Here is a 22,886-nt window from a genome sequence, read left to right on the forward strand (position 1 = left end):
GCGATGTGCGAGGAACGAAACAGATGCCTCTCGAAGGGCGCACCACCGGGACACCGGGCGGCAAAGCGCACCCTCAGGTCATTGCCGGAACCAACCCTGCCAAGCCTCGGCGGTTCCGCCGCCTGTGGCTGTTGATCACCGCCCCGTTCGCGGTCCTGGCGAGCCTCTACCTCGGCGATCTACTCTTCAGCTCCGATCGCGTGCCCCGCGGCGTCACCGCCGCCGGTGTGCCGATCGGCGGGTTGACGCTCAGCGATGCCGAGGACCGACTGCGCATCGCCGTCGAGCCCCGCACGACCCGGCCCGTCCCCGTCACCTTCGGCGGTGAGAACGGCGAAATCGACCCGGGATCGGCCGGCCTCACGATCGACTGGGCCGCCACCGTCGAGCAGGCCGGCGCCCAACCCCTGAGCCCGGTAACCCGGCTCACGTCGTTCTTCAGTACCCGCGAGATCGGCGTGGTCTCCACCGCCGACGACACGGCGCTCACCGCCGCCCTCGATCAGCTCGGCGAAGCCATCGCCAAAGACCCGGTTGAGGGCTCGGTGCGTTTCGACGGCGGCGAACCCGTCGCCATCGATCCGGAGAACGGGCGAGAACTCGACGTCGACGGCTCCGCCGAATTACTCAAGCGCACCTGGGTCGCCGGCACCGTCGTCGACCTCCCCGTCATCGAACGTGAGCCCACGACAACAGCTTCCGACGTCCAGGCCGCCATCGACGATGTTGCCGCCCCGGCCGTCTCCGGCCCGCTCGTCATCACCGGCGACGACGACGCGCGGGCCGTCATGTCCGAGGATGTCATCGCCGCAGCCGTGACCTTCGGCGTCGAGGACGGTGACATTGCCGCGAAAGTCGACGAGAACGTCCTCGCCGACGCCGCTCGACCCCAGCTGGCGGCGTCCGAGTCGCCACTGCGCAATGCCACGATCGATTTCGCGGCATCGCCGCCGGCGAAAGTGCCGTCGCAGGACGGCCGGGTCATCGACTATGACGAGACGCTCGCCGACGTGCTGGACGTCCTCACCAGCACGGGCGAGCGGGAGATCTCCGCGGTCTACGTCGACGAGCCTGCGACGTTCACCACCACAGATATCGACGCGCTCGGACCCGTCGAGGTGATCGGCGAATTCCAGACTTCCGGCTTCTCGGGTGACTCGGGGGTGAACATCAAACGCGCGTCCGGGGCGATCGACGGCATCGTCGTGGCACCGGGGGAGACGTTCAGCCTCAACGGGGCCACCAACCCGCGCAACGCCGCCAACGGCTACGTCGAGGCCGGCATCATCCTCGACGGCCGACCCGACAGCGGTGTCGGCGGGGGCGTGTCTCAGGTGGCCACGACGCTGTTCAATGCTGCGTACTTCGCTGGCATGGAACTCGTTGAGCATCAAGAGCACAGCTACTACATCAGCCGCTACCCGGCGGGCCGGGAGGCCACCGTGTTCGGTGACGTCATCGACGTCAAGTTCCGCAACGACGGCCCCACCCCGGTGCAGATCCAGACCAACTGGACGTCAGGATCGGTCTCGGTTCAGATCGTCGGCATCAAACGGTACGAGGTGTCGTCGGCGCAGAGTCCACGGTCGGCGCCCACGAGTCCGAGAACCATCAGGATTCCCGACGGCGAATCCTGTAGTGCCAGTGGCGGAGCGCCGGGGTTCACGATCACCGACACCCGCACGCTGCGCGACATCGCCACCGGTGAGACCCGCACGGAATCCCACACTGTGCGCTACGACCCGATTCCCAAGGTGATCTGCGGAGGCTGAGCCTCACATGTCGACGGTGTCACGCCACTTCAGCCCGCGCATATGGATTCACGCGTGCCATCGTCGAATTGCAGCGTCCGGTAGGCGCGTACACCTCCGCAGGTGGCCAGATCGCTGGCGGTTAGCTTGACGGGCCTCGGAGGCTCGCCGCGCGAGCGAGAACCGGAGTTCTGACACCAGGTACCGGTGCCGGTGGCTACAGGGGCACCCCAGTTGTCCCACGAGATAGACTCAACTGTGTTTCCGCACAGGCTATTTGTTGATATGCGATCGGGTCGACGTGTGCCGTATCCAACTGAATATTCATCGCCTGGGGCTCCGAGGACTGCAGTCTCATCGCCGGCGGGCTGCTGTCTCGCCACCGGTGGCGTCTGTTCAGATGCCGGCGAAACCGGGGTGTATTGAAATGAATATCCCTTGCTGGAGAACGTGAATCCATAACCGGTCTGATCATTGCGGCAAGAGATGCCGGTTTCGGCAGTGTTGCAGGTGTGACCGAGGCCGTGCAGTTCGCGACCGTACTCAAGTACGGGCGTGGGGCCCTCAGGTCGTTTCAAGTACGGCTGGCCGAGTTTGATGAACTCCGCGGGCTTTCCTGGCTTGAGGACGAGCGAGCTGGGCGGCACCATGTTGCGTTTATCGTCATTGGCGGGCACCAACGGTGCTCCGGCCACGGCCATCGTCCTGCTCTGCGCCGCCTCGCATCCTGCGCCGATTCCATCGTAGAAGTCCTCGACGATGGCGCAAACCCATTTGCCGCTGGGGGTTTGGAAGAAATACCCGGAGCTGCTTCCCGAGGTCGTCGTCCAGCCGCTGTACCAGTAGACCGCCGAATCGGCTTGAGGAACCGGTTCGGGTGCGGGCGGTGCTGTCGGAATCGGCGCCCTGTCCGTTAACGAGCTTGGGGGCACTGTCGACGTCGAGGTTTGGTCGGATCGGACATCCGGGTGACCCGAACACGCGGCGACCAACGAGCCCACTAAGACAGCACAGAAAATCCCCCGAGTTCCCACAGACGGATCATAGCGGCGCTGATACTTGAGAGGTCGGGGCCGCGCTGCTGGATATGGACATCGAGAGGCGTCCGTCGAATCGAAGAGGTGAGAAAGGCAGGCGGACTGACCTCAGGCCGAACGCGCCCGCGAGAATTCTCGCGAGAACGTCGTTGCCAATTCGACGGCCCGACGGTGGTATTCAGGTCCGTCGAGCATGCTGTCGCCCGCCGCGAATCGTGACGCCAGCCGCGCCAGGGCATCGGCGCCCTCGTTGAGCGGCTCGCCCCGGTGACCCTTCACCCATCCGGGCGTGATCCTCTCGCGCTCCTCGAAGATCATCTGCCGAGCGCGGACCAGCCCCGGCGTCCTGCCGCTCTCGCGGTACGCCGAGTAGCCCTCCGGCAGCACGTCCTCGCCGTCCATCCAGCGCTTCACCATCCACACCGCCAGCTTGCTGTCGCTGAGAACCGTCATGTCGCGGCCCTGCAGCTTCTGCACCGCGGCACCGATGGCACGCAGTTCGGCGACCAGCACCACCTGCGGACCGACCAACCGCACCGAATGCCGAAAGCCCTGCAGCCCATACTCACCCGACGACGCCAGCCACCCGTAGCCGGTGATCTTGCCTCGCACGGAGCCGTCCGTCGCCACGACCACCGGCGCGGCCGCCAACGTGGCGCGCAGCCCCGCATGAGCGTGACGCACCAGTTCCTCGTCGGTGAACCGCGGCCTCTCGATCCACACACCGGGCATGAGGAGCGCCACCTCGTCACGCAGCGCCCAGAGCGTGCTGCGTGCGGGGAGGGGGACCAGGAACTTGATCCGCTCGATGTCGGAGCAGCTGCGGATGTGGCGGATGACGTCGAGCGCTGCGGTGTCGGCGGATTCGGCCTCGACGGTCCCCGCCCACCGCTGCTCCTCCGAGCAGGCCGCGTACGCGAACGTGGACCCGCCGCGATGGCCGAGGGCGAGCGCCACTGACATCACCGGCCGCGGCCGCGCCGCAACGATGTCGATGGACCGTCGACAAGCCACAGGTTTCGGTGCCATATCCGTCTCCTCCCAGGGGTCGTGAGACGTGACTGTAGGAGCGGGGTCCGACAACCAGGTCTGGAGAAACGGCATCGTCTTTGCCGCTGAAAGGAACGGGCACCGACGCCGCGGCACGCCCGATGCGTTTGGCAGCAACTGCCATTTCGTCACCGCGCAAACGCGTTCCCGCTGGCTGGGAGGCCGCTCGTGGGACGGCCCGTAAACCACGTCCTTAACGCTCCAATGAGCAGCGCTTCTCCGTTTACGCCGTCTACAATTTTTTGCTATGTCGGTCGATGAGGTGGGCGGGCGCCTCGTGGAAGACCAACCCGAAATCCCCGCTGACCTGGTCCGGACGCTGCTGAGCGTATTGCGGCAGCGCCTCGGCCTGGACGCGGCATGGCTGTCGTCGTTCCAGGACGGGAACCAGGTCGTCGAGGTTCTGGACGGCAACACCGACACGCTGGGCCTCTCACCAGGGCTGCGGTCGCCGCTGGCGGACTCCTACTGCATGCGCGTGATCGACGGTCGGCTGCCCGCCGTCATCCCCGACACCTCGGCCAACCAGACCACCGCGGCCCTGTCCGCCACGCGCGACCTGGGGCTCGGCGCCTACGTCGGCGTTCCCGTCCTCAGCCCGTCCGGCGGGGCGTCGGGCATGGTGTGCGTGGTCAGCCACGAGCCCAAGCCCTACCTCGGTGACGACGACCACCGCCTGGTCAAGCAGGTCGCCGACCTTATCGGCACCCTGATCGAATCGCCGCTGCGCCGCGCGAACTCCGCCGATCAACGCGCCGCGATCCGGCAGGTCGTCGCCGAGCGCGACTTCGACGTCGTCTTCCAGGCCGTCCACGACGTCGCCCAGGGCAGGGTCGTCGGGCTCGAAGCGCTGGCCCGCTTCCCCTGCGAACCCTTCCGCCCCGACGCGTTCTTCGAACAGGCCGCACAGCTGGGCCTGGGCATCGAGCTCGAAACCGCGGTCGTCAGGCGCGTCGTCTCGCTGATCCCCGAGCTGCCCGACGACGTCTTCGTCGCCATCAACCTGTCCCCGGCCGCCGCGCTGAACGCGCGATGGGACGAGCTGCTCGTCGACGTCGACCCGGCGCGGATCGTCCTGGAGATCACCGAGCACGACGCCGTGCCCGACTACGCCGCCCTTGACGACGTACTGGAGGCCTGCCGGGCGCGCGGTATGCGCGTGGCCGTCGACGACGTCGGCGCCGGCTTCGCGTCCTTCTCCCACGTCCTGGAACTCGGGCCCGAGTTCGTCAAGATCGACCAGTCGATCACCCGCCACGTCGATGTCGACGACGCCCGGCGACGGCTCGCACAGGCCATCGCCCAGTTCGCCGCCCAGATCGGTGCCACCGTGGTCGCCGAGGGCGTGGAGAGCCAGGCCGAGCTCGACGCGATCGCCTCCGCCGGGATCACCCTGGCCCAGGGTTACTACCTGAGCAGGCCGACCGCGCACACCAACGGCTTTCCACCCGCCGTGGTCGCCGCGTCCGAGATCGACGCCCTGCAGCCGGCCGCCGTTGACCTGCTCGGTGAGCGCAGATTCGAACTGGCGCTGGCTCATTCGCCGATCGGCATGGCCGTCATCGGTCTGGACGGGACGTTCCTGCGCACCAACCGGGCCCTGCGGGCGATGTTCGGTTACAGCCGACGGGCGCTGTCCAACCTCACCTTTCAGGACATCACCCACCCCGACGATCTCGAATCCGACCTCGCTCTGGTCAACGAATGCCTGGAGGGCAAGCGGCGCTCCTTCCGGATCGACAAGCGCTACATCGCCGCCGACGGACACGTCGTCTGGTGCGCGTTGACGGCCGTGCTGGTCCATGCCCCCCGCGACCGCCCGCAGTGCTTCGTCTCGCAGATCGTCGACGTGACGTCCGACCGCGTCCGCGAAGCCGAACTGGCCCGCCGCGAGGCCACCGACCCGCTGACCGCCATCGCGAACCGCGCCGCCGCGTGGACCCGGCTGGAGCAACTCAACGCCTGCAGTGACGGATTCGGCGTGCTCTTCTGCGACATCGAACGATTCAAGGCCATCAACGACCAGCGTGGCCACCACGCCGGCGATCAGTTGCTCGTCGAGGTCGCCGCGCGCCTGCTCGCCGCCGTCGAAGCCGACGACATGGTCGCCCGGTGGGGCGGTGACGAATTCCTCGTCGTCACCGATTCCGTCGAAGAGCACGTGCTGGCCATGCTCGCCGACCGCATCACCGACCAGTTCGACAACACGCCCGTGGTGCTACCCGACGGCACCGAGGTGCCGGTCACGATGACCATCGGCTATGCGGCGCACCGCCCGGGCGACGGCCGCTCCATCGACGCCGTCCTGGACCGCGCCGACGACGCCATGTACGAACAGCGCCGCCGCCGGGCCCGCGTCGGACGCCGCCGGCACGGCCTCTCCCGGCGCGGGTAGCGTCTCGGGAATGAGCGACTCGGACGCGAACGACACTGTCGAGGAACCCCAAAACGGCGACGAGACACCACTTCTGGACGAAGTCGCCGAGGCCCTGGCCGGCGGCCGGCCGCTGGACCTGCTCGGCTTCGCCAGTGCGCTGATCGACGCGGGAACGCGCGGCGGTGGTCTGGAACGCATCGTCGACAGCTTCGTCGACGTCCCTGTGCGGGAGACGACCGCGCTGCTCGCCGTGCTCTCCGAGCTGCTCGACGACGACACCCTGCGCCGGCAGTGCCGGCGTGAGCTCGACGGACGCAATGATTCGCTGCCGCAGTGGATCACCGCCCTGGACGCCGTCGATGTCCATGCGGCGCAGCGGATGACCCACAGCAGCGCCGAGCAGGAGGAGATTCTGCTCGGCGCCAGGCTGAGCGGTGGCGGTGAGCTGACCTGCTGCGTGCTCGTCGACCACACCCTCGGGTCGGCGGTCAAGGATGCGTTCCTCGTCCCGGCGCCGCTCGCCTCGGTGGTCGACGTCGCCCTGCAGCAGAACACCGATCCGGAGACGAGCTTCGGCGAGATGAGCCTCGCCGACGCGCGAGCCGGGATCGAGCGGGGCATCGACGCGGACTCCGGCCTGGAGGATTCCGACTCCTGGCCGGGCAGCCGACCGCTGGTGCTGTGGCTGCTGCGGCACCTTCCCTCACACGACACCGCCCGCTGAATCACGGCGTCCGGCACGCGGCTCCGACCGCTACCATGAGCGCCGACTCAGCAAGAAGGACACTGCCATGGATCCACCCCGTTCGGCTGTCGGCGCGGGCCGTCGGCGGGTAACCCTGGGGCAGGTGCGGCCCCTGCGGATCTACCTGGCCGCCACCACTTTTCTGTATGCGGCGGGCGTCCTGTTCACCTTCTTCCCCGTGCGCCAGGGCATCACGCTGTCCAATCCGACCGGCGGCATCATCGCCGTCGTCCTGGGTGTCGCAGCGCTCCTTCATCTCGCAGTACGTCCGCACCGGCCGCTGCCCGCCGTGCTCGCGGCGATCGTCGCCACCCCGATCGTGATGGCGTTCCACAAACTGACCATCGCCGAATTCTCCTGCCTGATGGCGGCGATGTTCCTGGCGATGCACCTGCGGGCGTTCTACCGCTCCACCCATGCCTGGGTTCTGATCAGCGTGCTGAGCCTGGCGTGTCTGATCGGGCTGACCGTCGCGCCGGCCCCCAAGGCCGCGACGACCTACCTCATCATCCCGATCGCGATCGTCGGCGCCGCCGAGGCCTTCGGGGTGGTGGCCCGGTCGCTGATGGCTGCGGCGTGCACCGATCCGCTGACCGGGGTGCTCAACCGTGCGGGATGGGAGATCTCGTGCGCCGACCTGCTCGCCCGGTCCCGCTCCGCGTCCGTCGTCGTCACGGTGATCGCCCTGGATCTCGATGGCTTCAAACAGATCAACGACACCCACGGCCACGCCGCGGGCGATGCGCACCTGGTCGACCGCGCCCGGCAGTGGTCGTCGCTGATCCCACGCCACGCCGTGTTGGCCCGTCTCGGCGGGGACGAATTCGCCGCCTGCATCGCCGGACGCGATCGCTCCGCCGCGCAGGCGTTCGTCGACAGCGCGCGCGAACTGACCCCGGACGCGAGCATCGGTTCGGCGTCCGCGCCGGGCGACACCGCCGACCTGGCCGAGTTGTGGGAGCGTGCCGACGCGGCCCTGTACGCCGAGAAGGGCACCGACCGCCGCACGTAGGACGATCCGGTCAGGCGACCGTCAGGGCCGGGGGCGCGGTACCAGCCGCTCGAACTGCGTCACGTGACCGGGCGTGAGCTCGTCGAGGGATGCGACACCGAGCAGTCGCATGGTGCGGGTGATCTGCTCGGTCAGGATCGTGATGGCGCGGTCGACGCCGGCCTCCCCGCCGGCCATCAGGCCGTAGAGATAGGCGCGCCCGATGAGGGTGAAGCGGGCGCCCAGCGCGACCGACGCGACGATGTCGGCACCGGACATGATGCCGGTGTCGAGGATGATCTCCGTGCGGTCGCCCACGGCCGCGGCCACGTCGGGCAACAGGTGGAACGGGATGGGCGCCCGATCCAGTTGGCGACCACCGTGATTGGACAACACGATGCCGTCGACACCGAGGTCGGCGACCGCGATCGCGTCCTCGACGGTCTGGATGCCCTTGACCACCAGCTTGCCCGGCCACTGCGATTTGATCCACGCCAGGTCGTCGAACGTGACCGTCGGGTCGAACATCGTGTCGAGCAGTTCGGCGACGGTGCCCGACCAGCGGTCCAGCGACGCGAACGCCAGCGGCTCGGTGGTGAGGAAGTCGATCCACCACTGGGGGCGAGGAATTGCGTTGAGCACCGTCCTGGCGGTCAGCGCAGGCGGGATGGACATGCCGTTGCGCTTGTCGCGTAGGCGTGCCCCGGCGACCGGCACGTCGACCGTGACCAGCATCGTGTCGAAGCCGGCCGCCGCGGCGCGCTCCACCAACGCCATCGACCGGTCGCGGTCCTTCCACATATACAGCTGGAACCAGTTGCGGCCGTGCGGGTTCGCGGCCTTGACGTCCTCGATGGAGGCGGTCCCTATCGTCGACAGCGAGAACGGGATCCCGGCCCGGGCAGCGGCGTGGGCGCCGGCGTGCTCACCCTCGGTCTGCATCATCCGGGTGAAGCCCGTCGGGGCGATGCCGAACGGCAGCTCCGAGCGGCCGCCCAGGATCGTGCAGCTGGTGTCGACCTTCGACACGTCCCGCAGGATCGCCGGGTGGAACTCGATGTCCTGGAACGCCTGCCGGGCGCGCGCGATGGACAGCTCGGCTTCCGCCGAACCGTCGGTGTAGTCGAACGCGGCTTTCGGCGTGCGTCGCTTCGCGATGGCGCGCAGGTCCTCGATCGTCAGGGCCCGGTCGAGTCGCCGCGTGCGCGCGTCGAACTCAGGCTTCTTGAACTGCATCAGCGGAGCCAGGTCCTTGACGCGGGGAACGCGACGTTTCATCAGAATGCCCTTCCTGCCCTGATCGTCGTTCGGGCTGCGGTCCGCGAGGACCGGGACGTAGCGCTGCGGGAAACCTCGCTGCGACCGTGTCCCGTAACACTTCCAGATCGCCGTCGATCAGGCCATGGGCTCGGCGGTGACGTACGCAATCGCTACGCGGCGCTGCGGCCCAATCGACCACTGCGCGTGGTCAGCGGCGAACGATCGCGCACCAGGATCGCCGCGGGCACTGCCGCGAGCGCGAACAGTGATCCGGCGATCACCACGTACAGCAACACACCGGTTCCCGTCCCGGCCGGCGGCCCCGGCCCGTCGCTCTGCGTGGCCTTCAGCACCTCACCACCGAGGACCGTGACGACCACTGAGCCGAGCGCCATGGCAACCGACACGAGTCCGGCGGTCGTCCCCTGCCGTTCGGGCTCGTCAGCGTCCGAGGTCATGCTGAACCCCGAGGCCGCGACGGCTCCCGCAGCGATGCCGAGGAGGGCTCCACAGACGATGGCCAGCGGGAGATGGGAAACGCCGAGCAGCATGCCGAAGGTCGCCGCGGTGCCGAGGACGATTCCACCCAGCAGCGGCAGCGCCGGACCCGCTCTCCCCGCGAGCCATCCAGCGCAGGTACCACCGACGACGATGCCGGCATTGGGTGCGGCGAGCAGCGCGGCCAGTCCTTCGCCGGAGCCGAGCCCGTAACCCAGCCCTCTCTCGGGCGTGACCTGGGCCACGAGGCTGGTCAGATGCAGCATGCTGCGGAAGGAGCCCGCGGCGAGGGCCACGGTGACCAACGTCAGCACGATCGTCGGGCCGAGGGCTCGGATGTCGACGATGGGCTCGTCGGTCCGCAGTGCGAAGTAGACCCAGCAGGCCAGCGCAACGGCCCCGGTCGTGAGCAGAGCGACCATGCCTGCGGACAACCACCCGCTGTCGCTCCCGAGGCTGACGTAGCCGAGCACCGCGGCAAGCCCGCCACCGAGCAGAAATGCTCCGCGCCCGTCGATGCGACCGGGCCGTCGAACCGGCGACTCGGGAATCACCACGCGGACACACAGCGCGGCCGTCCCGGCGAGCAGTGCCGCCGCGACGAACACGCTGTCGGGGCCGAACGCTTCGATCAAGGGCTGCATCACGAACGGCTCGACGATTCCGACCACGGAGGATCCGGACGTCACCAGACCCACCACGGTCATCGCGACGGCGGGGGTGCAGATCTGGAGGACGAGGGCCACCGAGAGGAAGACCGTTCCCAGTGCCGCACCCTGAAGAAGGCGCCCCACGACGAAGACCCAGATGTTGGGAGCGGCGAGACAGATCAGAGCGCCCGCACCGGCGAGCAACAGCGTGCTCACAAGGACCCGGCGCTTGCCGAAGATGTCAGCACTCCTGGCCAGCACGGGCGACCAGATCGCCCCGGCCAGCATCACGCTCGAGGTGACCCATGCGGCCTGATCGGTACCCAGGCGGTCCAGCAGCTGCGGGAGGGCCATCAGCGGCGACCCGACAGCCACATCGGCCAGGACGTTGGCGAGGATGAGAACCGCGGTCCACGAAGCCACGTGTGTTGTCCGGCAGGGCCTTTCGCTCACGCGGTGTTCACGCGTGCCCGGAGTTCCGCATCGCGCGCGGCGATGGCGTCCCAGGTGTCGGGCAGTATGCGAGCGCGGCCACTCTCCACGGTGTTCTGGGCGTGCGTGACGTCGGGACGTAGCCGCCTGTCGTACGCGGAGAACGCGACGCGGTGATCACCCTCCGATCGCGCGAGTTCCTCGGCCAGGACGCGCGCGCCCTTGAGCGCCAACGACGTTCCGCGTCCGGACAGGAACGCGGGACAGTACCCCGCATCTCCGACGAGGACGACCCGTCCCCGATGCCAGCTCTGAAGACGAATCTGGCTCGCGGCAGTGAAGTAGAAGCCGGGGTCTGCCAACGCCGCGTCGAGCAATTCCGGGATGCGCCACGACACGCAGCCGGAGAACACGTCGGCCAGTATGCGCTTCTGGGCGGCCAGGTCTCGGTAGTCGTATTCGATTGGCTCTGACAGGAATTGGAATACCGCGACAGTCTTGCCCTGGTATCGGAAGATGCCTGCCATGCGGCCGGGGACGTTGTGGAGGCGGTTCGGTCCGTCCGAATCCTCGTCGTCGGGGATGTCTGCTAGAGCGGCATACACGCCGAGATGCCGCAGGTGCTCCCCGTCGGGCCCGAAGACCATCCTGCGTACTGCAGAATGCTGCCCGTCGGCGCCGAGGACGAGGTCGTAGCGTCCGGTTCTCCCGGACCGGAAATGCACGTCGACGCCGTCTGTCGTGTCGGTCAGTGATTCGATGCAGTCCTCGAAACGGACGGTGGCCGTCGCGGGTAGGTCATCGGCAAGGATGCACATCAGGTCTTCGCGAAGGATTTCGATGTCGTCGTCGGAGTCGCCCATCTCCGCTATCGGGAGCCAGGCCACCGGCTCGCCCGCGCTGTCGACGAACTGGGTGAACTCCGACATCCTGATTCGCCGTTCCAGGATCGCGGGCAGTAGCCCCATGTCGGCCGCGGCCTGGATCGCACTCCCGCGAATGTCGATCGGTGTTCCGGCCAGCCGTAGGTCGCGTCCGGACTCCACGACGGTGACGTCGTGGCCCTGCCGACCAAGTTCACGCGCCGAGGCGAGCCCGGCGATGCCGGCTCCCGAGACGAGGATGTTCATATGGTGCCTCCAGCTCATTAAAGCGACATTTAGTCGCATTAAGTGCGAGGCTACGCAACGTCCGCTTGCACCGCAACGCCGCGTCTGCCGACAATCAGGACCGGACGGGGGAGAGGAGGCGGAAAGCGACTGTGAGCGATGCAACCGCTGATCGCCGGCCCGCCAAGCGCCCGGGCGGGCGAAGCGCGCGGGTACGGGATCAAATCCTTTCCGCCACAGTGGAATTGGTGGCGCGCGACGGCATCGCCGGCTTTCGCTACGAGGACGTCGCCGAGGTCGCCGGTGTGCACCGGGCGAGCGTCTACCGGAATTGGCCCGATCGTGACGAGCTGGTGGTCGAGGCCGTGCTGCGATATGCCGAGGAGCTGGCGTCGATCGCTGACACAGGCGACATCGACCGAGACCTCGCCGACTTTCTGCTGGGCCTCGCGGGCGGGCTGCAGACACCGTTCGGTCGCGCGCTGGAACAGGCCGTCCAGCCTGCCCGCCAGGACACCACCGTCTCGGCGCTCACCAGGATTCTCGAAGAGCGCCAGGCGATGCTGCGCCGGCGGGTCGACGCCGCAGTCGACCGGGGTGAACTCCCTCCGGTCGACAGCGCCCTGCTGGGCGAACTCATCTCCGGCCCGGTGCACGTCATCGTCAACCGCGGAACGCGCCCGTTCACCCGGGTCGATGCGGAGCGCATCGTCGCCGTGGTCTTAGCCGGTATCCGCGCTGGAACTCCCTGCCGCTGAGGCTTTTACCTCTGGTCACCCGTGACGGCCGTGAGGCTGCCGGGCTGCGGGGAGCCGCCCAGGTCACCGCGATGGGCGTGGGCGAAGAACGCGGCGGGGATACCGCACAACACCCACAGGATCACTACCACGATCATCGTCGCTGTCATGTCGGCAAACGTAGGTTTCGCCGCCGGCTACCGATCCCAAGAGTGCGTGGCGAGCGCGCGCAAAAGCCCGCTTTGCGCTGCGTGTTGCCGTGCAGACACGCGCGCTCGCGGTGCGGGTCGTGCGGGGCGGGGCTGTCAGTGCAGGCGCTTGCTCAGGATCGTCAGCGACTCCTCCAGCGCCTGGCCGGGCATCGGGGTGTCGTGCGATGCGGCGATCAGCACGCCGACGATCGCGCCGGCGATCACCCGACGCTCCATGGGATCCTCGGGGGCGTCCGGCCGCGACGCCAGCGCATCGGTGATAAGCCCGATCAGCCGGACGTACTCGGAGTACAACATCCCGCACGCCTCGGGGATCTCGTACATCATGCGTTGGCCGGCCGCGGCGTCCTCGCGTTGCTCCAACGTCAGCCGGCTGAACACCGACGCCACTGCGTGCCGGTAGGCCTCGACGATCGGCAATTCGCGCGGAGCATCGGCGAATGCCTGCACAATGGGGCCGATCTGATCGTCGGACAGCAACAAAGCTTCTTTCACACCGAAATAGCGATAGAAAGTGCGCGGAGAAACATTGGCGGCATCGGCGATCTGATCGATGGTGGTATTCGTATAGCCGTGTTTGACGAAAAGCCGAAATGCCTCGCGGCGAATGGCCAGGCGCGTCTGAACCTTCTTGCGCTCCCGCAGGCTCTGCGGGGACATGGGTTCCGACATCAACCAAGTGTCCCTTAATCGCGGCGCGTCCGGCAAAGGCCTGACAACGCTGTAATGACTTTTCCTCGCCTCAGGAACCCGCGTCGGCGAGTGCACGCTCGGCAAACGTCAAAATGGGTTTTTCCAAGGCAAGGATCGCCTCGGCGTCGTTGTCCACGAGTGCGGTGGTGACGAGGCTGGAGACGGCCGCCACCAGCGCCTGGCAGGCGAACCGATCCGCTTTGCTGCGGGCCTTGAAGACCTTCGCGACACCGTCGACGAATTGCTGCTGCAATTCCATCCGCCGGCGCAGGGCGTCGGGGCCGGCGGCGTAGACCTCCAGCAGGTACAGCCGGGCGGTGGGCGGATCCAGGGCCATGAAACCGAGGTACCTGTTCAGCATCAGACCGAATCGCTGCATCGGAGTGCCGGCGGCGGGCACGTCGAGAATGGCATTGATGACGTGGCCCTGCATGCCGGCATAACCGGCCATGAAGCAATCCTGCTTCGAGTCGAAGTGCTGATAGAACGTCGCGCGGGAGACGCCGGCGTGCTTGATGAGATCGTCGACCGTCGTATTGCTGTAGCCCCGGGTGCCCATCACCTCGGACAGCGCCTTGAAAAGCCGTTGCTTCTGGTTGGTCGCCACTTCGTCGCGACTGAGACGGTGACGGCCGGACGCGAGCCGCTCGGCCATGGTGGCCTCCTCTGCCAACTGCTGCCTCGCAGTATAGGGCGCGCCACCTGCGGCTTCAGGCGTTCAGCAACCGTTTTTCCGACCGCCGATTGGTTCATCAAGAACAGAACCGTTTATGTACGATAAGCCCGGTTGCGTCCGGCGGAACGTGCCGAGGTCCGCGCATTGAGGGGTTGAGCGGCCTGCGGGGACACGTCGGCTTCTGGTGAGTCGCGGGAGGGCGGATCACCAGAGGCCGACGGCCCCGACGACGAGGCCGGCTGGTCGCCCCTGGCCACATCCCGGCGCACCGTGGCCGGATGGCCGCTTTCCGTCGAGCGGCCCGCCGCTGACGATGGCACCATGCACGCACAGATCCTGCTGTTCGACGGGTTCGATCCGCTCGACGTCATCGCGCCGTATGAGGTGCTGGTCGCCGGCAGCGACGCCGTCGGTGGCGAACTCGCGGTCGAGCTGGTGTCGGCCGAAGGCGCCCGTCCGGTCCCCGGCGGAACCAGTGTCAACGGCAGCAGCCTGACGCTGCAGGCGACCGGCCCCCTGGACCCGACCCTGCCGGGGTTCGTGGTGGTCCCGGGCGCGTTCGGTCCGATCGCCGGGGATCCCGACGACGGCGTGGAGACCATCCCCGTGCTGCTCGCGCGCTTCGGCGAGACCGAGGCCGTCCCGCTGATGCGCCGGGCGCTGGAGAACCCCGACATCACCGTGGCGACGGTGTGCGGCGGATCCCTCGCCCTCGCGATGGCCGGTCTGCTCGACGGACGTCACGCCAACACCCATCACCTCGGCGTGGACTTCTTGGAAGCCACCGGCGCGGTGCCGGTCAACGCCAGGGTTGTCGACGACGGCGACGTGGTCAGCGCCGGCGGGGTGACGTCAGGGCTGGACCTCGCGCTGCACCTCCTCGAACGTGCCTACGGGCCGCGGATCGCCCTGGCCGTCGAGCAACTGTTCGCCTACGAGCGGCGGGGCATCGTGTGGACCGACGCCGGCCGGCACCCGCAGGCGGTATGACCGTGGGCATCCTCGGCGACTGGGACCTGCGCATCAAGACCCCGATCGGGACGCTGCAGACGGTGTACCGGTTCACCGGCAGCGACGGCGCCATCAGCGCGACCGCAACCTCGAAATCCGAGACCGTCCCGCTCGTCGACCTCCAGATCACCGAAACCCTTGACGGCCAACGGGTCACGTGGCGGCAGTCCGTGACCAAGCCCATGCGGCTGACCCTCGATTTCGAGGTCGACGTCCATGGTGACCGCATGTCCGGCCATTCCCGCGCGGGCCGCTTGCCGCGGTCCGCGGTCACCGGCGTGCGCCGTGGCTGAGTGGCCACCACCCGGCGACGTGGGTACATCTGGCCACGCCCCCTGTTAGGTTGATCTCCATGCATTCTGTGGCCGTCCTCGCGGTCCCCGACGTCATCGCGTACGACCTGACCATGGCCGTCGAGACCTTCGGTCGCGTGCCGCTCCCCAACGGGGACAACGGGTATCAGGTGCGGGTGTGCGGCACCCAGCCGGTCGTCACCGCCGGGCCACTGCGCATCGGCACCGACCACAGCCTCGACGACCTGGCCGGGGCGGACACCGTCATCGTCCCCGGCCGCAACGACGTGTCCGCCGAGACGCCGCCCGAGGTGATCGCCGCGCTGCGGGCCGCGCACGAGGCCGGCGCCCGGATCGCGTCGATCTGCGCCGGCGCGTTCCTCCTGGCCGCCACCGGACTGCTCGACGGCAAGCGGGCCACCACGCACTGGGCGGCCGCGGACCTGTTCCGCCGCGCGTTCCCCGCCGTCCGCCTCGACGCCGATGTGCTCTATGTCGACGAGGGCCAGATCGTGAGCTCGGCCGGCGCCTCCGCAGGACTCGACCTGTGCCTGCACCTCGTGCAGCGCGACCACGGCGCCGCCGTCGCGGCCACCGCCGCCAAGATCGCGGTCGCGCCGCTGCATCGCAGCGGGGGTCAGGCGCAGTTCATCGTGCGTAATCAGTTGCCGCTCAGTGCCATCGGTGGTGCCACGGACCTCGACACGGTGCTGGCCTGGATCGAGCAGAACGCCTGCCGGGAGCTGACGCTGGCCGACATCGCGCGTGAGGCGTCGATGAGTGTGCGGACCCTGAGCCCCCGGTTCCAGGCGGAGACCGGTCAGTCGCCGATGCAGTGGCTCACCGGGGTTCGCGTGCGCCACGCGCAGGAGATGCTGGAGAGCACCTCGCGCAGCGTCGAACGCATCGGACGCGACGTGGGTTTCTCGTCGGCGGCGAATTTCCGCGACCAGTTCCGCCGTCTCAGCGGGGTACCGCCCGCGGTGTACCGCAGCACATTCCGGGAGCGCGCCGCGTCCTGACCGGATACCGGCGACGGTTGGCCGACCGGCCACTGGTGACGTCCCCGCAGGTTTGCCAGGCTGGACCGTATGGACGACACACTCACCTGGAACCTTCCCGACACCGAGATCTGCTCGGCAGCATGGCAGCTCGCCTTCGAGGTTTCCCCGGACGTGCTGGTCAACCACTGCGTGCGCAGCTACCTGTTCGCCCGCGAGCTCGCGGCGGCCGACGGTCTGCGCGCCGGCGCCGACTACGACGACGAACTGGTGTTCCTGGGGTGCCTCCTGCACGACCTCGGCCTGACCGAGATCGGGCGCGGGGAACAGCGTTTCGAGGTGGAGGGCGCCGACGCTGCGGCCCGGTTCCTGCGGGAGAGGGGACTGGCCGAGGAGCGCACCACCGTCGTCTGGCAGGCCATCGCGCTGCACGCCAGTGTCGGCCTGGCGCACCGCTTCGGCGCCGATCAGGCCGTCACCTTCCGCGGGATCACGCTGGACATCGACGGACGGGAGGCCGACCGGTTGTCACCCGGGTTCGTCGAGCGGGTCCATGCTGAATGGCCACGCCACGACTTCGGTTACGCGCTTGCCGACCTCATCGCCGACGGCACCAGGACCGACCCGAGGAAGGCGCCACCGTTCTCGCTGCCCGGTCATCTACACGGACTGATCAACGGCGAGCCGATCACGTTCTTCGACGTTATCGACGGCGCGCCCTGGGGTGACCGGTCACACTGAGTCCACGTCGCGCACCGCACCCTTGTCCGCCGAGAGGGCTAGCGCGGCATAGGCTCTCAGCGCCGTTGACACCACTCGGTGCCGGTGGCGCGGCCGGTATCCGCCCGTGGCCTCCAGCGCTGCGCGGCGGCGTTCGAGTTCGTCGTCGGCGACCTCCACGTCGATGGTGCGCTGCGGGATGTCGATAGTGATGCGGTCGCCGTTCTCGACGAGCGCGATCGTGCCCCCCGCGGCGGCCTCGGGCGAGATGTGCCCGATCGACAGCCCCGACGACCCACCGGAGAACCGTCCGTCGGTGACCAGGGCACACACCCCGCCCAGCCCGCGGCCCTTCAAGAACGAGGTGGGGTAGAGCATTTCCTGCATACCGGGGCCACCTTTCGGGCCCTCATAGCGCACCACGACGACGTCGCCCGCTGCCACCCTGCCGCCCAGGATCGCGTCGACGGCATCCTCCTGGGACTCGACCACCACGGCCGGGCCGGTGAACGTCAGGATGGACGGGTCGACACCCGCGGTCTTGACGATGCAGCCGTCCACCGCCAGATTGCCGCGCAGCACCGCGAGCCCACCGTCCTCGGAGTAGGCGTGTCGCACGTCGCGGATGCAGCCGCCGGCGGCGTCGGTGTCCAGGGTGTCCCAGCGCTCGGATTGCGAGAACGCCGACGCCGAGCGCACGCATCCCGGGGCCGCGTGGAACATCTCGACTGCCTCGTCGGAGGCGGTACCGCCGCGGATGTCCCAGCGCCGCAGCCACTCTGATAGCGACCCGGCGTGCACGGAGTGCACGGTGTCGTGCAGGTGCCCGCCGCGCCACAGCTCGCCGAGGATGGCGGGGATGCCGCCGGCGCGGTGCACGTCCTCCATCAGGTAGTGGCCGTTGGGCGCGACCTTGCACAGGCACGGGATCGCCCGGCTGCGCTTCTCGATGTCTTCGAGGGTGTAGTCCAGTTCGGCTTCGCGGGCCGCGGCCAGCAGGTGCAGGATCGTGTTCGTCGAACCGCCCATCGCGATGTCCATCGCCATCGCGTTGTCGAACGCGTCCCGGTTCGCGATCGCCCGCGGTAGCACGCTCGCATCGTCCTCGTCGTAGTACCGCCGGCACAGGTCCATCACCGTCGCGCCCGCGTTCTCGTACAGCGCGCGGCGAGCGGTGTGGGTCGCCAGCACGGAGCCGTTGCCCGGCAACGCCAACCCCAGTGCCTCGGTCAGACAGTTCATCGAGTTGGCAGTGAACATGCCCGAACACGATCCGCACGTAGGGCAGGCCGACTCCTCGATGCGCGCGAGATCGGGGTCGGACACGGCGGCGTCGGCCGAGTCGGCGATCGCGCTGATGAGGTTCAGGCGGGTCCGCACCGTGCCGTCGACCAGCACCGCCGTGCCGCCCTCCATCGGCCCACCGGAGACGAACACCGTCGGGATGTCCAGCCGCAGCACAGCCATGAGCATGCCCGGAGTGATCTTGTCGCAGTTCGAGATACACACCATCGCATCGGCGCAGTGGGCGTTGACCATGTACTCGACGGAGTCGGCGATCAGCTCGCGGCTGGGCAGCGAGTACAGCATGCCGCGGTGACCCATCGCGATGCCGTCGTCGACGGCGATGGTGTTGAACTCCCGCGGCACCCCGCCGGCGGCGGTGATGGCCTCCGACACGATCCGGCCCACCGGCTGCAGATGGGTGTGCCCCGGCACGAACTCCGTGAAGCTGTTGGCCACGGCGATGATCGGCTTGCCGATGTCGGCGCCGGCCACCCCCGCGGCGCGCAGCAGCGACCGCGCGCCCGCCATGTTCCGTCCGTGTGTGACCGTTCGCGACCTCAGTTCCGGCATGTCCTCCAGGGTGAATCGGGCAGCCGGTCAGCGGAAGTCGGCGCCGATACTAGTAGTGGTACTACTACCCTCGGATACCGTGGCTCCTACGGACAGGCGCGCGCAGCAACGCCTCGCTCTCGGCGAGTTCCTGCGCGCCCGCCGCGAAGCGGTCCGGCGCTCGGAGGTGGGTCTGCCGGAACTGCCGCGGTCGCGCACCAGCGGCCTGCGCCGCGAGGAGGTCTCCGTGCAGGCCGGCGTCAGCGTCACCTGGTACACGTGGCTGGAGCAGGGACGCGACATCAACCCGTCCAAACAGGTGCTCGACGCCGTCGCGCGCGCCCTGCGGTTGTCGCCCGGCGAGCACGAATACGTGCTGAGCCTCGGTGGTTACGTCGTCGACCCGTCCCTGCCAGACGGTCCGCTGCCGCCGCAGATCCAGCACTTCCTGGACGCGCTGGCCGGCTATCCGGCGTTCGCGATCCGACCGGACTGGAGCATCGCGGCGTGGAACGCCGCCTACGTTGCGCTGTACCCCCACATCGAGCGGGTGCCCGAAGACGAGCGCAACCTGCTGTGGCTGGTGTTCATGGACCCGCACATCCGTGAGCTGTTGCCCGACTGGGATAACGACAGCCGACGGTTCCTGGCCGAGTTCCGTGCCGACACCGGCCCGCGGGTGGGGGAGCCGTCCCACACCGCGCTGGTGTCCCGGCTGGTGGATTCGAGCCAGCATTTCGCCGCGGCGTGGCGTTCGACCACCATCGAGCGGTTCACCTCACGCGAGCGGCGCTTCCGGCACCCGGTGGCCGGCGAGCTGCGCCTCGAGCATCATCAGGTGGCGCCGGTCGACGTTCCCGACGTGCAGATCGTCGCCTATCTGCCGGAGCCGGGTTCGGTTGCGGCAGAGCGGCTCCGGCTACTGATCGACGGTTGAGACGGCGCGGCAGACCAGGTCGGCGACCGTCTCGCAGTACGCGTCGTCCACCGCCTCGCCGGTGTACAGCGCCCGCATGTTGATGGGGGCGAAGAGCAGCTCCAGCGCGGTGGCGTGGTCGACGTCCTCGCGAAGCTCGCCGCGCCGCCGGGCTTGGTCGAACACCCGGCCCAGGCTGCTCGCCCGGGTCCGCCACGCCGTGCGCCGGACGCCGACGCTGGCGATGTGGGTGTCGGCGATGAGATGCCCGCCGTGGAGTTTGCGCCCCTCCTCCGACGTCACCATCCCGGCCATGCGTTGGGCCAGCGCGAAGAGATCGGTGCGCAGCGAACCGGTGTCGGGCAGCGGGGTGTCGTAACCCGGCCGCTGGGCCAGCGCATCGAGGATGAGGTCCTCCGGATCGGGCCAGTGCTGTCGGATCACCGCCAGGTCGAGCCCGTGGCGGTCGGCCATCGCGCCGGCGTCGAAGCGGTCGATGCCCCATCGAGCGAGCTCATCGTGGACGGCGGCGACGATCCGGTGTCGATCGTCGTCCGCCAATGAGTGCTCGACCGTCATCAGTGCATGCCTCCCCTGGGTAGGTTCCGCATCCACGATGCCACAGCGCGGTACGCGCGCTTTCCGCTTTTTTGCTGAGCCGCGGTACAGCGGTATCCCCGGACCTATGCCGCCAGCCGCTCGGGCAGGCTACTCGGCTGTCGGGCCGCGATCTCCGACTTCTGCACGGCGGTGGGGCGATAGGCGGCGAGGTAGCGCGCGATCTGAGCTGTCTTCACCGGCTGCGCCCAGATGTTCGCGCCTTCGAGGGGGGTGTCCCCCTCGTGCGTTGCTGCCGTCGTCCTGGCGCCGGCGCGGAAGCCGTACGCGGCGGCGACGAGGAGGACGGCGAGTGCGCCGCCCACGGCCCCGGCCAGGTAGCTGTCGACGGCGAGGGCGTACACGAACGTGCCGAGCGCCACGAAGCTCAGCAGCAGGCACAGGTAAGCGATGTAGGTCAGCGACGGGCGTCTGGACATGGAACCTCCTTCAGAACAACGCTACGCGTATCGTAGCGCTACGCTAAGTGTAGCGTTGCGATCTCCGGAGTTATTCCGATGGCGGAAGGGCGGACGTGTGCGACGCAACGTCGAGGACGACATCAGCGAGACGACGTTGGAACTGCTGCGCACGAAGGGGCCGCGGTCGGTCACCGTCGAGGCCGTGACAGCACGCTCAGGCATCGCGAAAACCACGATCTACCGTCGGTACAGCGATCGCCGGGCCATGCTGTCGGCGGCGCTGTCGGCCGTCGCGGCACCCGAATCACCGGACGAGAACAGCGATCCGGCCGACCGGGTCCGCTGGGTGATCACGAACGCGGTCAGGGCGGTCGAGGACGGCATCGGCTTCGGCGGTTTCGCCGCCCTCCTCACCGACGAGGACCCCGAGTTCACCGCGGTGTTCCGGAAGATCCTGGCCGACCAGAGGGCCGAACTGGAAGCGGTCATCGACGCGGGCAGGGCCGCAGGCACCCTGCGTGCGGACGTGGACGCCGCAACGCTGATCGACGCGGTGGTCGGCGCCTACTCCGCGGAGCGGGCACGTACCGGCGCGGTTGCCCCGGGCTGGGAGAAGCGACTGTTCGCGCTCTTCTGGCCCGCCGTGCGGGTCTGACCGACCTAGCGGACGACGATCGTGTGCTCCCCGCGCGGACGCAGCTCACCGATGACCGGCGCCCCGGGGATCTCGCCGGCGATCAGCAGGCCGCCCGAGGTCTGTGCGTCGGCGAGCAGCAGCGCCTCGTCCTCGCCGATCGCGGACAGGTCGACGTGCGGTGCCACCCACTCGAGGTTGCGGCGGGTCCCGCCGCTGACGTAGCCGGCGGCGAGGGCCTCGCGGGCGCCGTCCACGTAGGGCACCGCCGACGCGTCGACGACCGCCGTGACACCGCTGGCGCGCGCCAGCTTGTGCAGGTGGCCAAGCAGGCCGAAACCCGTCACGTCCGTGGCGCATTCGGCACCTGCGCGCAGAGCGGCCGCTGAGGCCTCGGCGTTCAGTGTGGTCATCACGGCGATGGCCTCCTCGAAGCGCTCACCGGTGGCCTTGTGCCTGCTGTTGAGCACGCCGATACCCAGCGGCTTGGTCAGCGACAGCGGGATGCCGGGCCGTCCGGAGTCGTTGCGCAGCAGCCGATCCGGATCGGCGATACCGGTCACGGCGAGGCCGTACTTCGGTTCGGGGTCGTCGACGCTGTGCCCGCCCGCGAGGTGGCAGCCGGCGCTGGAGCAGATGTCGAGGCCGCCGCGCAGCGTCTCGGCCGCCAGCTCGAACGGCAGCGTGTCCCGCGGCCAGCCCAGCAGATTGACGGCCACCACCGGCCGGCCGCCCATGGCGTAGACATCCGAGAGCGCGTTGGCCGCCGCGATGCGGCCCCAGTCGTAGGCGTCGTCGACCACGGGGGTGAAGAAGTCCGTCGTCGCGATCAGCGCCGTCCCGCCCTCGATCCGCACCGCGGCAGCGTCGTCACCGTCGTCGAGGCCCACCAGCAGCTCGCCGACCGGGTCCACGGGGGTCGCTCTGGTCAGCCCGCGGACCACCTCTTCGAGCTCACCGGGCGGGATCTTGCAGGCGCATCCGCCACCGTGCGCGAACTGGGTGAGGCGATAAGTCGCTGGGGAAGCCATGGCGTCCATGCTGCCCTGCCATGATGGACCCATGGCCCAGGGAGGCGTATTCGGTCTGGTGACCGGCACGATCTTCAAAATCGCTGAGCGGCAGTTTCTGTCGCTGGCGGGTTCGATTCCCGTCCGCCTCCGCCATTTCCCCGCGATTTCGGTGTACTCGGTCACGCTCACGTTGACCAACGACACCGAAATCCCGGCGGGGGACGA

23 protein-coding genes and 1 tRNA gene are annotated in these 22,886 nt (G+C 68.6%); 12 read left to right on the forward strand and 12 right to left on the reverse strand.

The window, feature by feature from the left end:
- Nucleotides 1–23 precede the first annotated feature (23 nt).
- On the forward strand, nt 24–1,772 hold the full coding sequence (locus tag FHR72_RS05650; protein WP_183466952.1) for a VanW family protein: 1,749 nt from the start codon (nt 24–26) through the stop codon (nt 1,770–1,772).
- A 29-nt stretch (nt 1,773–1,801) separates the two neighbouring features.
- On the opposite strand, the gene FHR72_RS05655 is transcribed toward FHR72_RS05650, so the two are convergent.
- Nucleotides 1,802–2,452: a hypothetical protein gene (locus FHR72_RS05655; protein ID WP_183466953.1), complete on the reverse strand. Its 651-nt coding sequence runs from the start codon at nt 2,450–2,452 to the stop codon at nt 1,802–1,804.
- 444 nt (nt 2,453–2,896) lie between these two features.
- Nucleotides 2,897–3,817 carry a ribonuclease HI gene (locus FHR72_RS05660; protein ID WP_183466954.1) on the reverse strand — a complete coding sequence of 307 codons (921 nt, stop codon included), beginning with the start codon at nt 3,815–3,817 and terminating at the stop codon, nt 2,897–2,899.
- A 268-nt stretch (nt 3,818–4,085) separates the two neighbouring features.
- Here FHR72_RS05660 and FHR72_RS05665 point away from each other — a divergent pair, with 268 nt between their 5' ends.
- From FHR72_RS05665 to FHR72_RS05675, 3 genes are all read left to right on the forward strand, one after another.
- Nucleotides 4,086–6,233 carry an EAL domain-containing protein gene (locus tag FHR72_RS05665; RefSeq protein WP_183466955.1) on the forward strand — a complete coding sequence of 716 codons (2,148 nt, stop codon included), beginning with the start codon at nt 4,086–4,088 and terminating at the stop codon, nt 6,231–6,233.
- A gap of 10 nt (nt 6,234–6,243) precedes the next feature.
- Complete coding sequence (locus tag FHR72_RS05670) at nt 6,244–6,939, forward strand: hypothetical protein (protein WP_183466956.1); 696 nt, start codon at nt 6,244–6,246, stop codon at nt 6,937–6,939.
- 67 nt (nt 6,940–7,006) lie between these two features.
- The gene (locus FHR72_RS05675; protein ID WP_183466957.1) at nt 7,007–7,972 is read left to right on the forward strand and encodes a GGDEF domain-containing protein; all 966 of its coding nucleotides are present in this window, start codon (nt 7,007–7,009) and stop codon (nt 7,970–7,972) included.
- Nucleotides 7,973–7,993: 21 nt separating this feature from the next.
- On the opposite strand, the gene FHR72_RS05680 is transcribed toward FHR72_RS05675, so the two are convergent.
- From FHR72_RS05680 to FHR72_RS05690, 3 genes are all read right to left on the reverse strand, one after another.
- Complete coding sequence (locus FHR72_RS05680; RefSeq protein WP_221193064.1) at nt 7,994–9,229, reverse strand: alpha-hydroxy acid oxidase; 1,236 nt, start codon at nt 9,227–9,229, stop codon at nt 7,994–7,996.
- Between the two features lie 152 nt (nt 9,230–9,381).
- On the reverse strand, nt 9,382–10,782 hold the full coding sequence (locus FHR72_RS05685; protein ID WP_311736067.1) for an MFS transporter: 1,401 nt from the start codon (nt 10,780–10,782) through the stop codon (nt 9,382–9,384).
- Between the two features lie 26 nt (nt 10,783–10,808).
- Nucleotides 10,809–11,921, reverse strand: coding sequence for an FAD-dependent monooxygenase (locus FHR72_RS05690; RefSeq protein ID WP_183466958.1), 1,113 nt, complete (start codon nt 11,919–11,921; stop codon nt 10,809–10,811).
- A gap of 131 nt (nt 11,922–12,052) precedes the next feature.
- Here FHR72_RS05690 and FHR72_RS05695 point away from each other — a divergent pair, with 131 nt between their 5' ends.
- A complete protein-coding gene (locus tag FHR72_RS05695) occupies nt 12,053–12,658 on the forward strand; it encodes a TetR/AcrR family transcriptional regulator (RefSeq protein WP_183466959.1) in 606 nt (201 codons plus the stop codon).
- A gap of 5 nt (nt 12,659–12,663) precedes the next feature.
- Here the strand turns inward: FHR72_RS05695 and FHR72_RS05700 are convergent, their stop codons facing one another.
- The 3 genes from FHR72_RS05700 to FHR72_RS05710 all read right to left on the reverse strand — a co-directional run bounded on the left by FHR72_RS05700 (nt 12,664) and on the right by FHR72_RS05710 (nt 14,197).
- The gene (locus FHR72_RS05700; protein ID WP_183466960.1) at nt 12,664–12,807 is read right to left on the reverse strand and encodes a hypothetical protein; all 144 of its coding nucleotides are present in this window, start codon (nt 12,805–12,807) and stop codon (nt 12,664–12,666) included.
- A gap of 135 nt (nt 12,808–12,942) precedes the next feature.
- Complete coding sequence (locus FHR72_RS05705) at nt 12,943–13,521, reverse strand: TetR family transcriptional regulator (RefSeq protein WP_396888407.1); 579 nt, start codon at nt 13,519–13,521, stop codon at nt 12,943–12,945.
- Between the two features lie 70 nt (nt 13,522–13,591).
- The gene (locus FHR72_RS05710; protein ID WP_183466962.1) at nt 13,592–14,197 is read right to left on the reverse strand and encodes a TetR/AcrR family transcriptional regulator; all 606 of its coding nucleotides are present in this window, start codon (nt 14,195–14,197) and stop codon (nt 13,592–13,594) included.
- Between the two features lie 342 nt (nt 14,198–14,539).
- On the opposite strand from FHR72_RS05710, the gene FHR72_RS05715 reads away from it, so the two are divergent.
- The 4 genes from FHR72_RS05715 to FHR72_RS05730 all read left to right on the forward strand — a co-directional run bounded on the left by FHR72_RS05715 (nt 14,540) and on the right by FHR72_RS05730 (nt 17,264).
- Nucleotides 14,540–15,208 carry a DJ-1/PfpI family protein gene (locus tag FHR72_RS05715; protein WP_183466963.1) on the forward strand — a complete coding sequence of 223 codons (669 nt, stop codon included), beginning with the start codon at nt 14,540–14,542 and terminating at the stop codon, nt 15,206–15,208.
- Nucleotides 15,209–15,210: 2 nt separating this feature from the next.
- The gene (locus tag FHR72_RS05720; protein WP_183467244.1) at nt 15,211–15,522 is read left to right on the forward strand and encodes a hypothetical protein; all 312 of its coding nucleotides are present in this window, start codon (nt 15,211–15,213) and stop codon (nt 15,520–15,522) included.
- Nucleotides 15,523–15,581: 59 nt separating this feature from the next.
- Nucleotides 15,582–16,544, forward strand: a complete 963-nt coding sequence (locus tag FHR72_RS05725) for a GlxA family transcriptional regulator (RefSeq protein ID WP_183466964.1) — start codon at nt 15,582–15,584, stop codon at nt 16,542–16,544.
- Nucleotides 16,545–16,613: 69 nt separating this feature from the next.
- A complete protein-coding gene (locus FHR72_RS05730; RefSeq protein WP_183466965.1) occupies nt 16,614–17,264 on the forward strand; it encodes an HD domain-containing protein in 651 nt (216 codons plus the stop codon).
- Here the strand turns inward: FHR72_RS05730 and ilvD are convergent.
- The gene (gene ilvD, locus FHR72_RS05735; protein ID WP_183466966.1) at nt 17,256–19,100 is read right to left on the reverse strand and encodes a dihydroxy-acid dehydratase; all 1,845 of its coding nucleotides are present in this window, start codon (nt 19,098–19,100) and stop codon (nt 17,256–17,258) included. The genes FHR72_RS05730 and ilvD overlap by 9 nt on opposite strands.
- A 79-nt stretch (nt 19,101–19,179) precedes the next feature.
- Here ilvD and FHR72_RS05740 point away from each other — a divergent pair, with 79 nt between their 5' ends.
- Nucleotides 19,180–20,016 carry a helix-turn-helix transcriptional regulator gene (locus FHR72_RS05740; protein WP_311736068.1) on the forward strand — a complete coding sequence of 279 codons (837 nt, stop codon included), beginning with the start codon at nt 19,180–19,182 and terminating at the stop codon, nt 20,014–20,016.
- Here FHR72_RS05740 and FHR72_RS05745 read toward each other — a convergent pair.
- Nucleotides 19,999–20,574 carry a TetR-like C-terminal domain-containing protein gene (locus FHR72_RS05745; RefSeq protein ID WP_183466968.1) on the reverse strand — a complete coding sequence of 192 codons (576 nt, stop codon included), beginning with the start codon at nt 20,572–20,574 and terminating at the stop codon, nt 19,999–20,001. The two genes, FHR72_RS05740 and FHR72_RS05745, sit on opposite strands and share 18 nt — an antisense overlap.
- A gap of 104 nt (nt 20,575–20,678) precedes the next feature.
- Entirely contained in the window at nt 20,679–21,032 is a 354-nt protein-coding gene (locus FHR72_RS05750) for a hypothetical protein (RefSeq protein ID WP_183466969.1), read from the reverse strand.
- 97 nt (nt 21,033–21,129) lie between these two features.
- On the opposite strand from FHR72_RS05750, the gene FHR72_RS05755 reads away from it, so the two are divergent.
- On the forward strand, nt 21,130–21,669 hold the full coding sequence (locus tag FHR72_RS05755; RefSeq protein WP_311736069.1) for a TetR/AcrR family transcriptional regulator: 540 nt from the start codon (nt 21,130–21,132) through the stop codon (nt 21,667–21,669).
- A 5-nt stretch (nt 21,670–21,674) separates the two neighbouring features.
- Here FHR72_RS05755 and selD read toward each other — a convergent pair whose 3' ends face one another.
- On the reverse strand, nt 21,675–22,679 hold the full coding sequence (selD, locus tag FHR72_RS05760) for a selenide, water dikinase SelD (RefSeq protein ID WP_183466971.1): 1,005 nt from the start codon (nt 22,677–22,679) through the stop codon (nt 21,675–21,677).
- Nucleotides 22,680–22,719: 40 nt separating this feature from the next.
- Here selD and FHR72_RS05765 point away from each other — a divergent pair.
- Nucleotides 22,720–22,814, forward strand: a tRNA-Sec gene (locus FHR72_RS05765).
- Nucleotides 22,815–22,886: the final 72 nt, after the last annotated feature.

This window comes from Mycolicibacterium iranicum (assembly GCF_014190915.1).
In the GTDB taxonomy this organism is placed as follows: Bacteria; Actinomycetota; Actinomycetes; order Mycobacteriales; family Mycobacteriaceae; genus Mycobacterium; species Mycobacterium iranicum_B.

Excerpts from the sequence above, each read along its gene's own strand:
- FHR72_RS05660 (WP_183466954.1), bottom strand. The coding sequence starts at position 3,817 with ATGGCACCGAAACCTGTGGCTTGTCGACGGTCCATCGACATCGTTGCG.
- FHR72_RS05675 (WP_183466957.1), top strand. The coding sequence starts at position 7,007 with ATGGATCCACCCCGTTCGGCTGTCGGCGCGGGCCGTCGGCGGGTAACC.
- FHR72_RS05715 (WP_183466963.1), top strand. The coding sequence starts at position 14,540 with ATGCACGCACAGATCCTGCTGTTCGACGGGTTCGATCCGCTCGACGTC.
- FHR72_RS05665 (WP_183466955.1), top strand. The coding sequence starts at position 4,086 with ATGTCGGTCGATGAGGTGGGCGGGCGCCTCGTGGAAGACCAACCCGAA.
- FHR72_RS05650 (WP_183466952.1), top strand. The coding sequence starts at position 24 with ATGCCTCTCGAAGGGCGCACCACCGGGACACCGGGCGGCAAAGCGCAC.
- FHR72_RS05680 (WP_221193064.1), bottom strand. The coding sequence starts at position 9,229 with ATGAAACGTCGCGTTCCCCGCGTCAAGGACCTGGCTCCGCTGATGCAG.
- FHR72_RS05710 (WP_183466962.1), bottom strand. The coding sequence starts at position 14,197 with ATGGCCGAGCGGCTCGCGTCCGGCCGTCACCGTCTCAGTCGCGACGAA.
- FHR72_RS05745 (WP_183466968.1), bottom strand. The coding sequence starts at position 20,574 with ATGACGGTCGAGCACTCATTGGCGGACGACGATCGACACCGGATCGTC.
- FHR72_RS05700 (WP_183466960.1), bottom strand. The coding sequence starts at position 12,807 with ATGACAGCGACGATGATCGTGGTAGTGATCCTGTGGGTGTTGTGCGGT.
- selD (WP_183466971.1), bottom strand. The coding sequence starts at position 22,679 with ATGGCTTCCCCAGCGACTTATCGCCTCACCCAGTTCGCGCACGGTGGC.
- FHR72_RS05705 (WP_396888407.1), bottom strand. The coding sequence starts at position 13,521 with ATGTCGGAACCCATGTCCCCGCAGAGCCTGCGGGAGCGCAAGAAGGTT.
- FHR72_RS05725 (WP_183466964.1), top strand. The coding sequence starts at position 15,582 with ATGCATTCTGTGGCCGTCCTCGCGGTCCCCGACGTCATCGCGTACGAC.
- FHR72_RS05730 (WP_183466965.1), top strand. The coding sequence starts at position 16,614 with ATGGACGACACACTCACCTGGAACCTTCCCGACACCGAGATCTGCTCG.
- FHR72_RS05670 (WP_183466956.1), top strand. The coding sequence starts at position 6,244 with ATGAGCGACTCGGACGCGAACGACACTGTCGAGGAACCCCAAAACGGC.
- FHR72_RS05690 (WP_183466958.1), bottom strand. The coding sequence starts at position 11,921 with ATGAACATCCTCGTCTCGGGAGCCGGCATCGCCGGGCTCGCCTCGGCG.
- FHR72_RS05750 (WP_183466969.1), bottom strand. The coding sequence starts at position 21,032 with ATGTCCAGACGCCCGTCGCTGACCTACATCGCTTACCTGTGCCTGCTG.
- ilvD (WP_183466966.1), bottom strand. The coding sequence starts at position 19,100 with ATGCCGGAACTGAGGTCGCGAACGGTCACACACGGACGGAACATGGCG.
- FHR72_RS05655 (WP_183466953.1), bottom strand. The coding sequence starts at position 2,452 with ATGGCCGTGGCCGGAGCACCGTTGGTGCCCGCCAATGACGATAAACGC.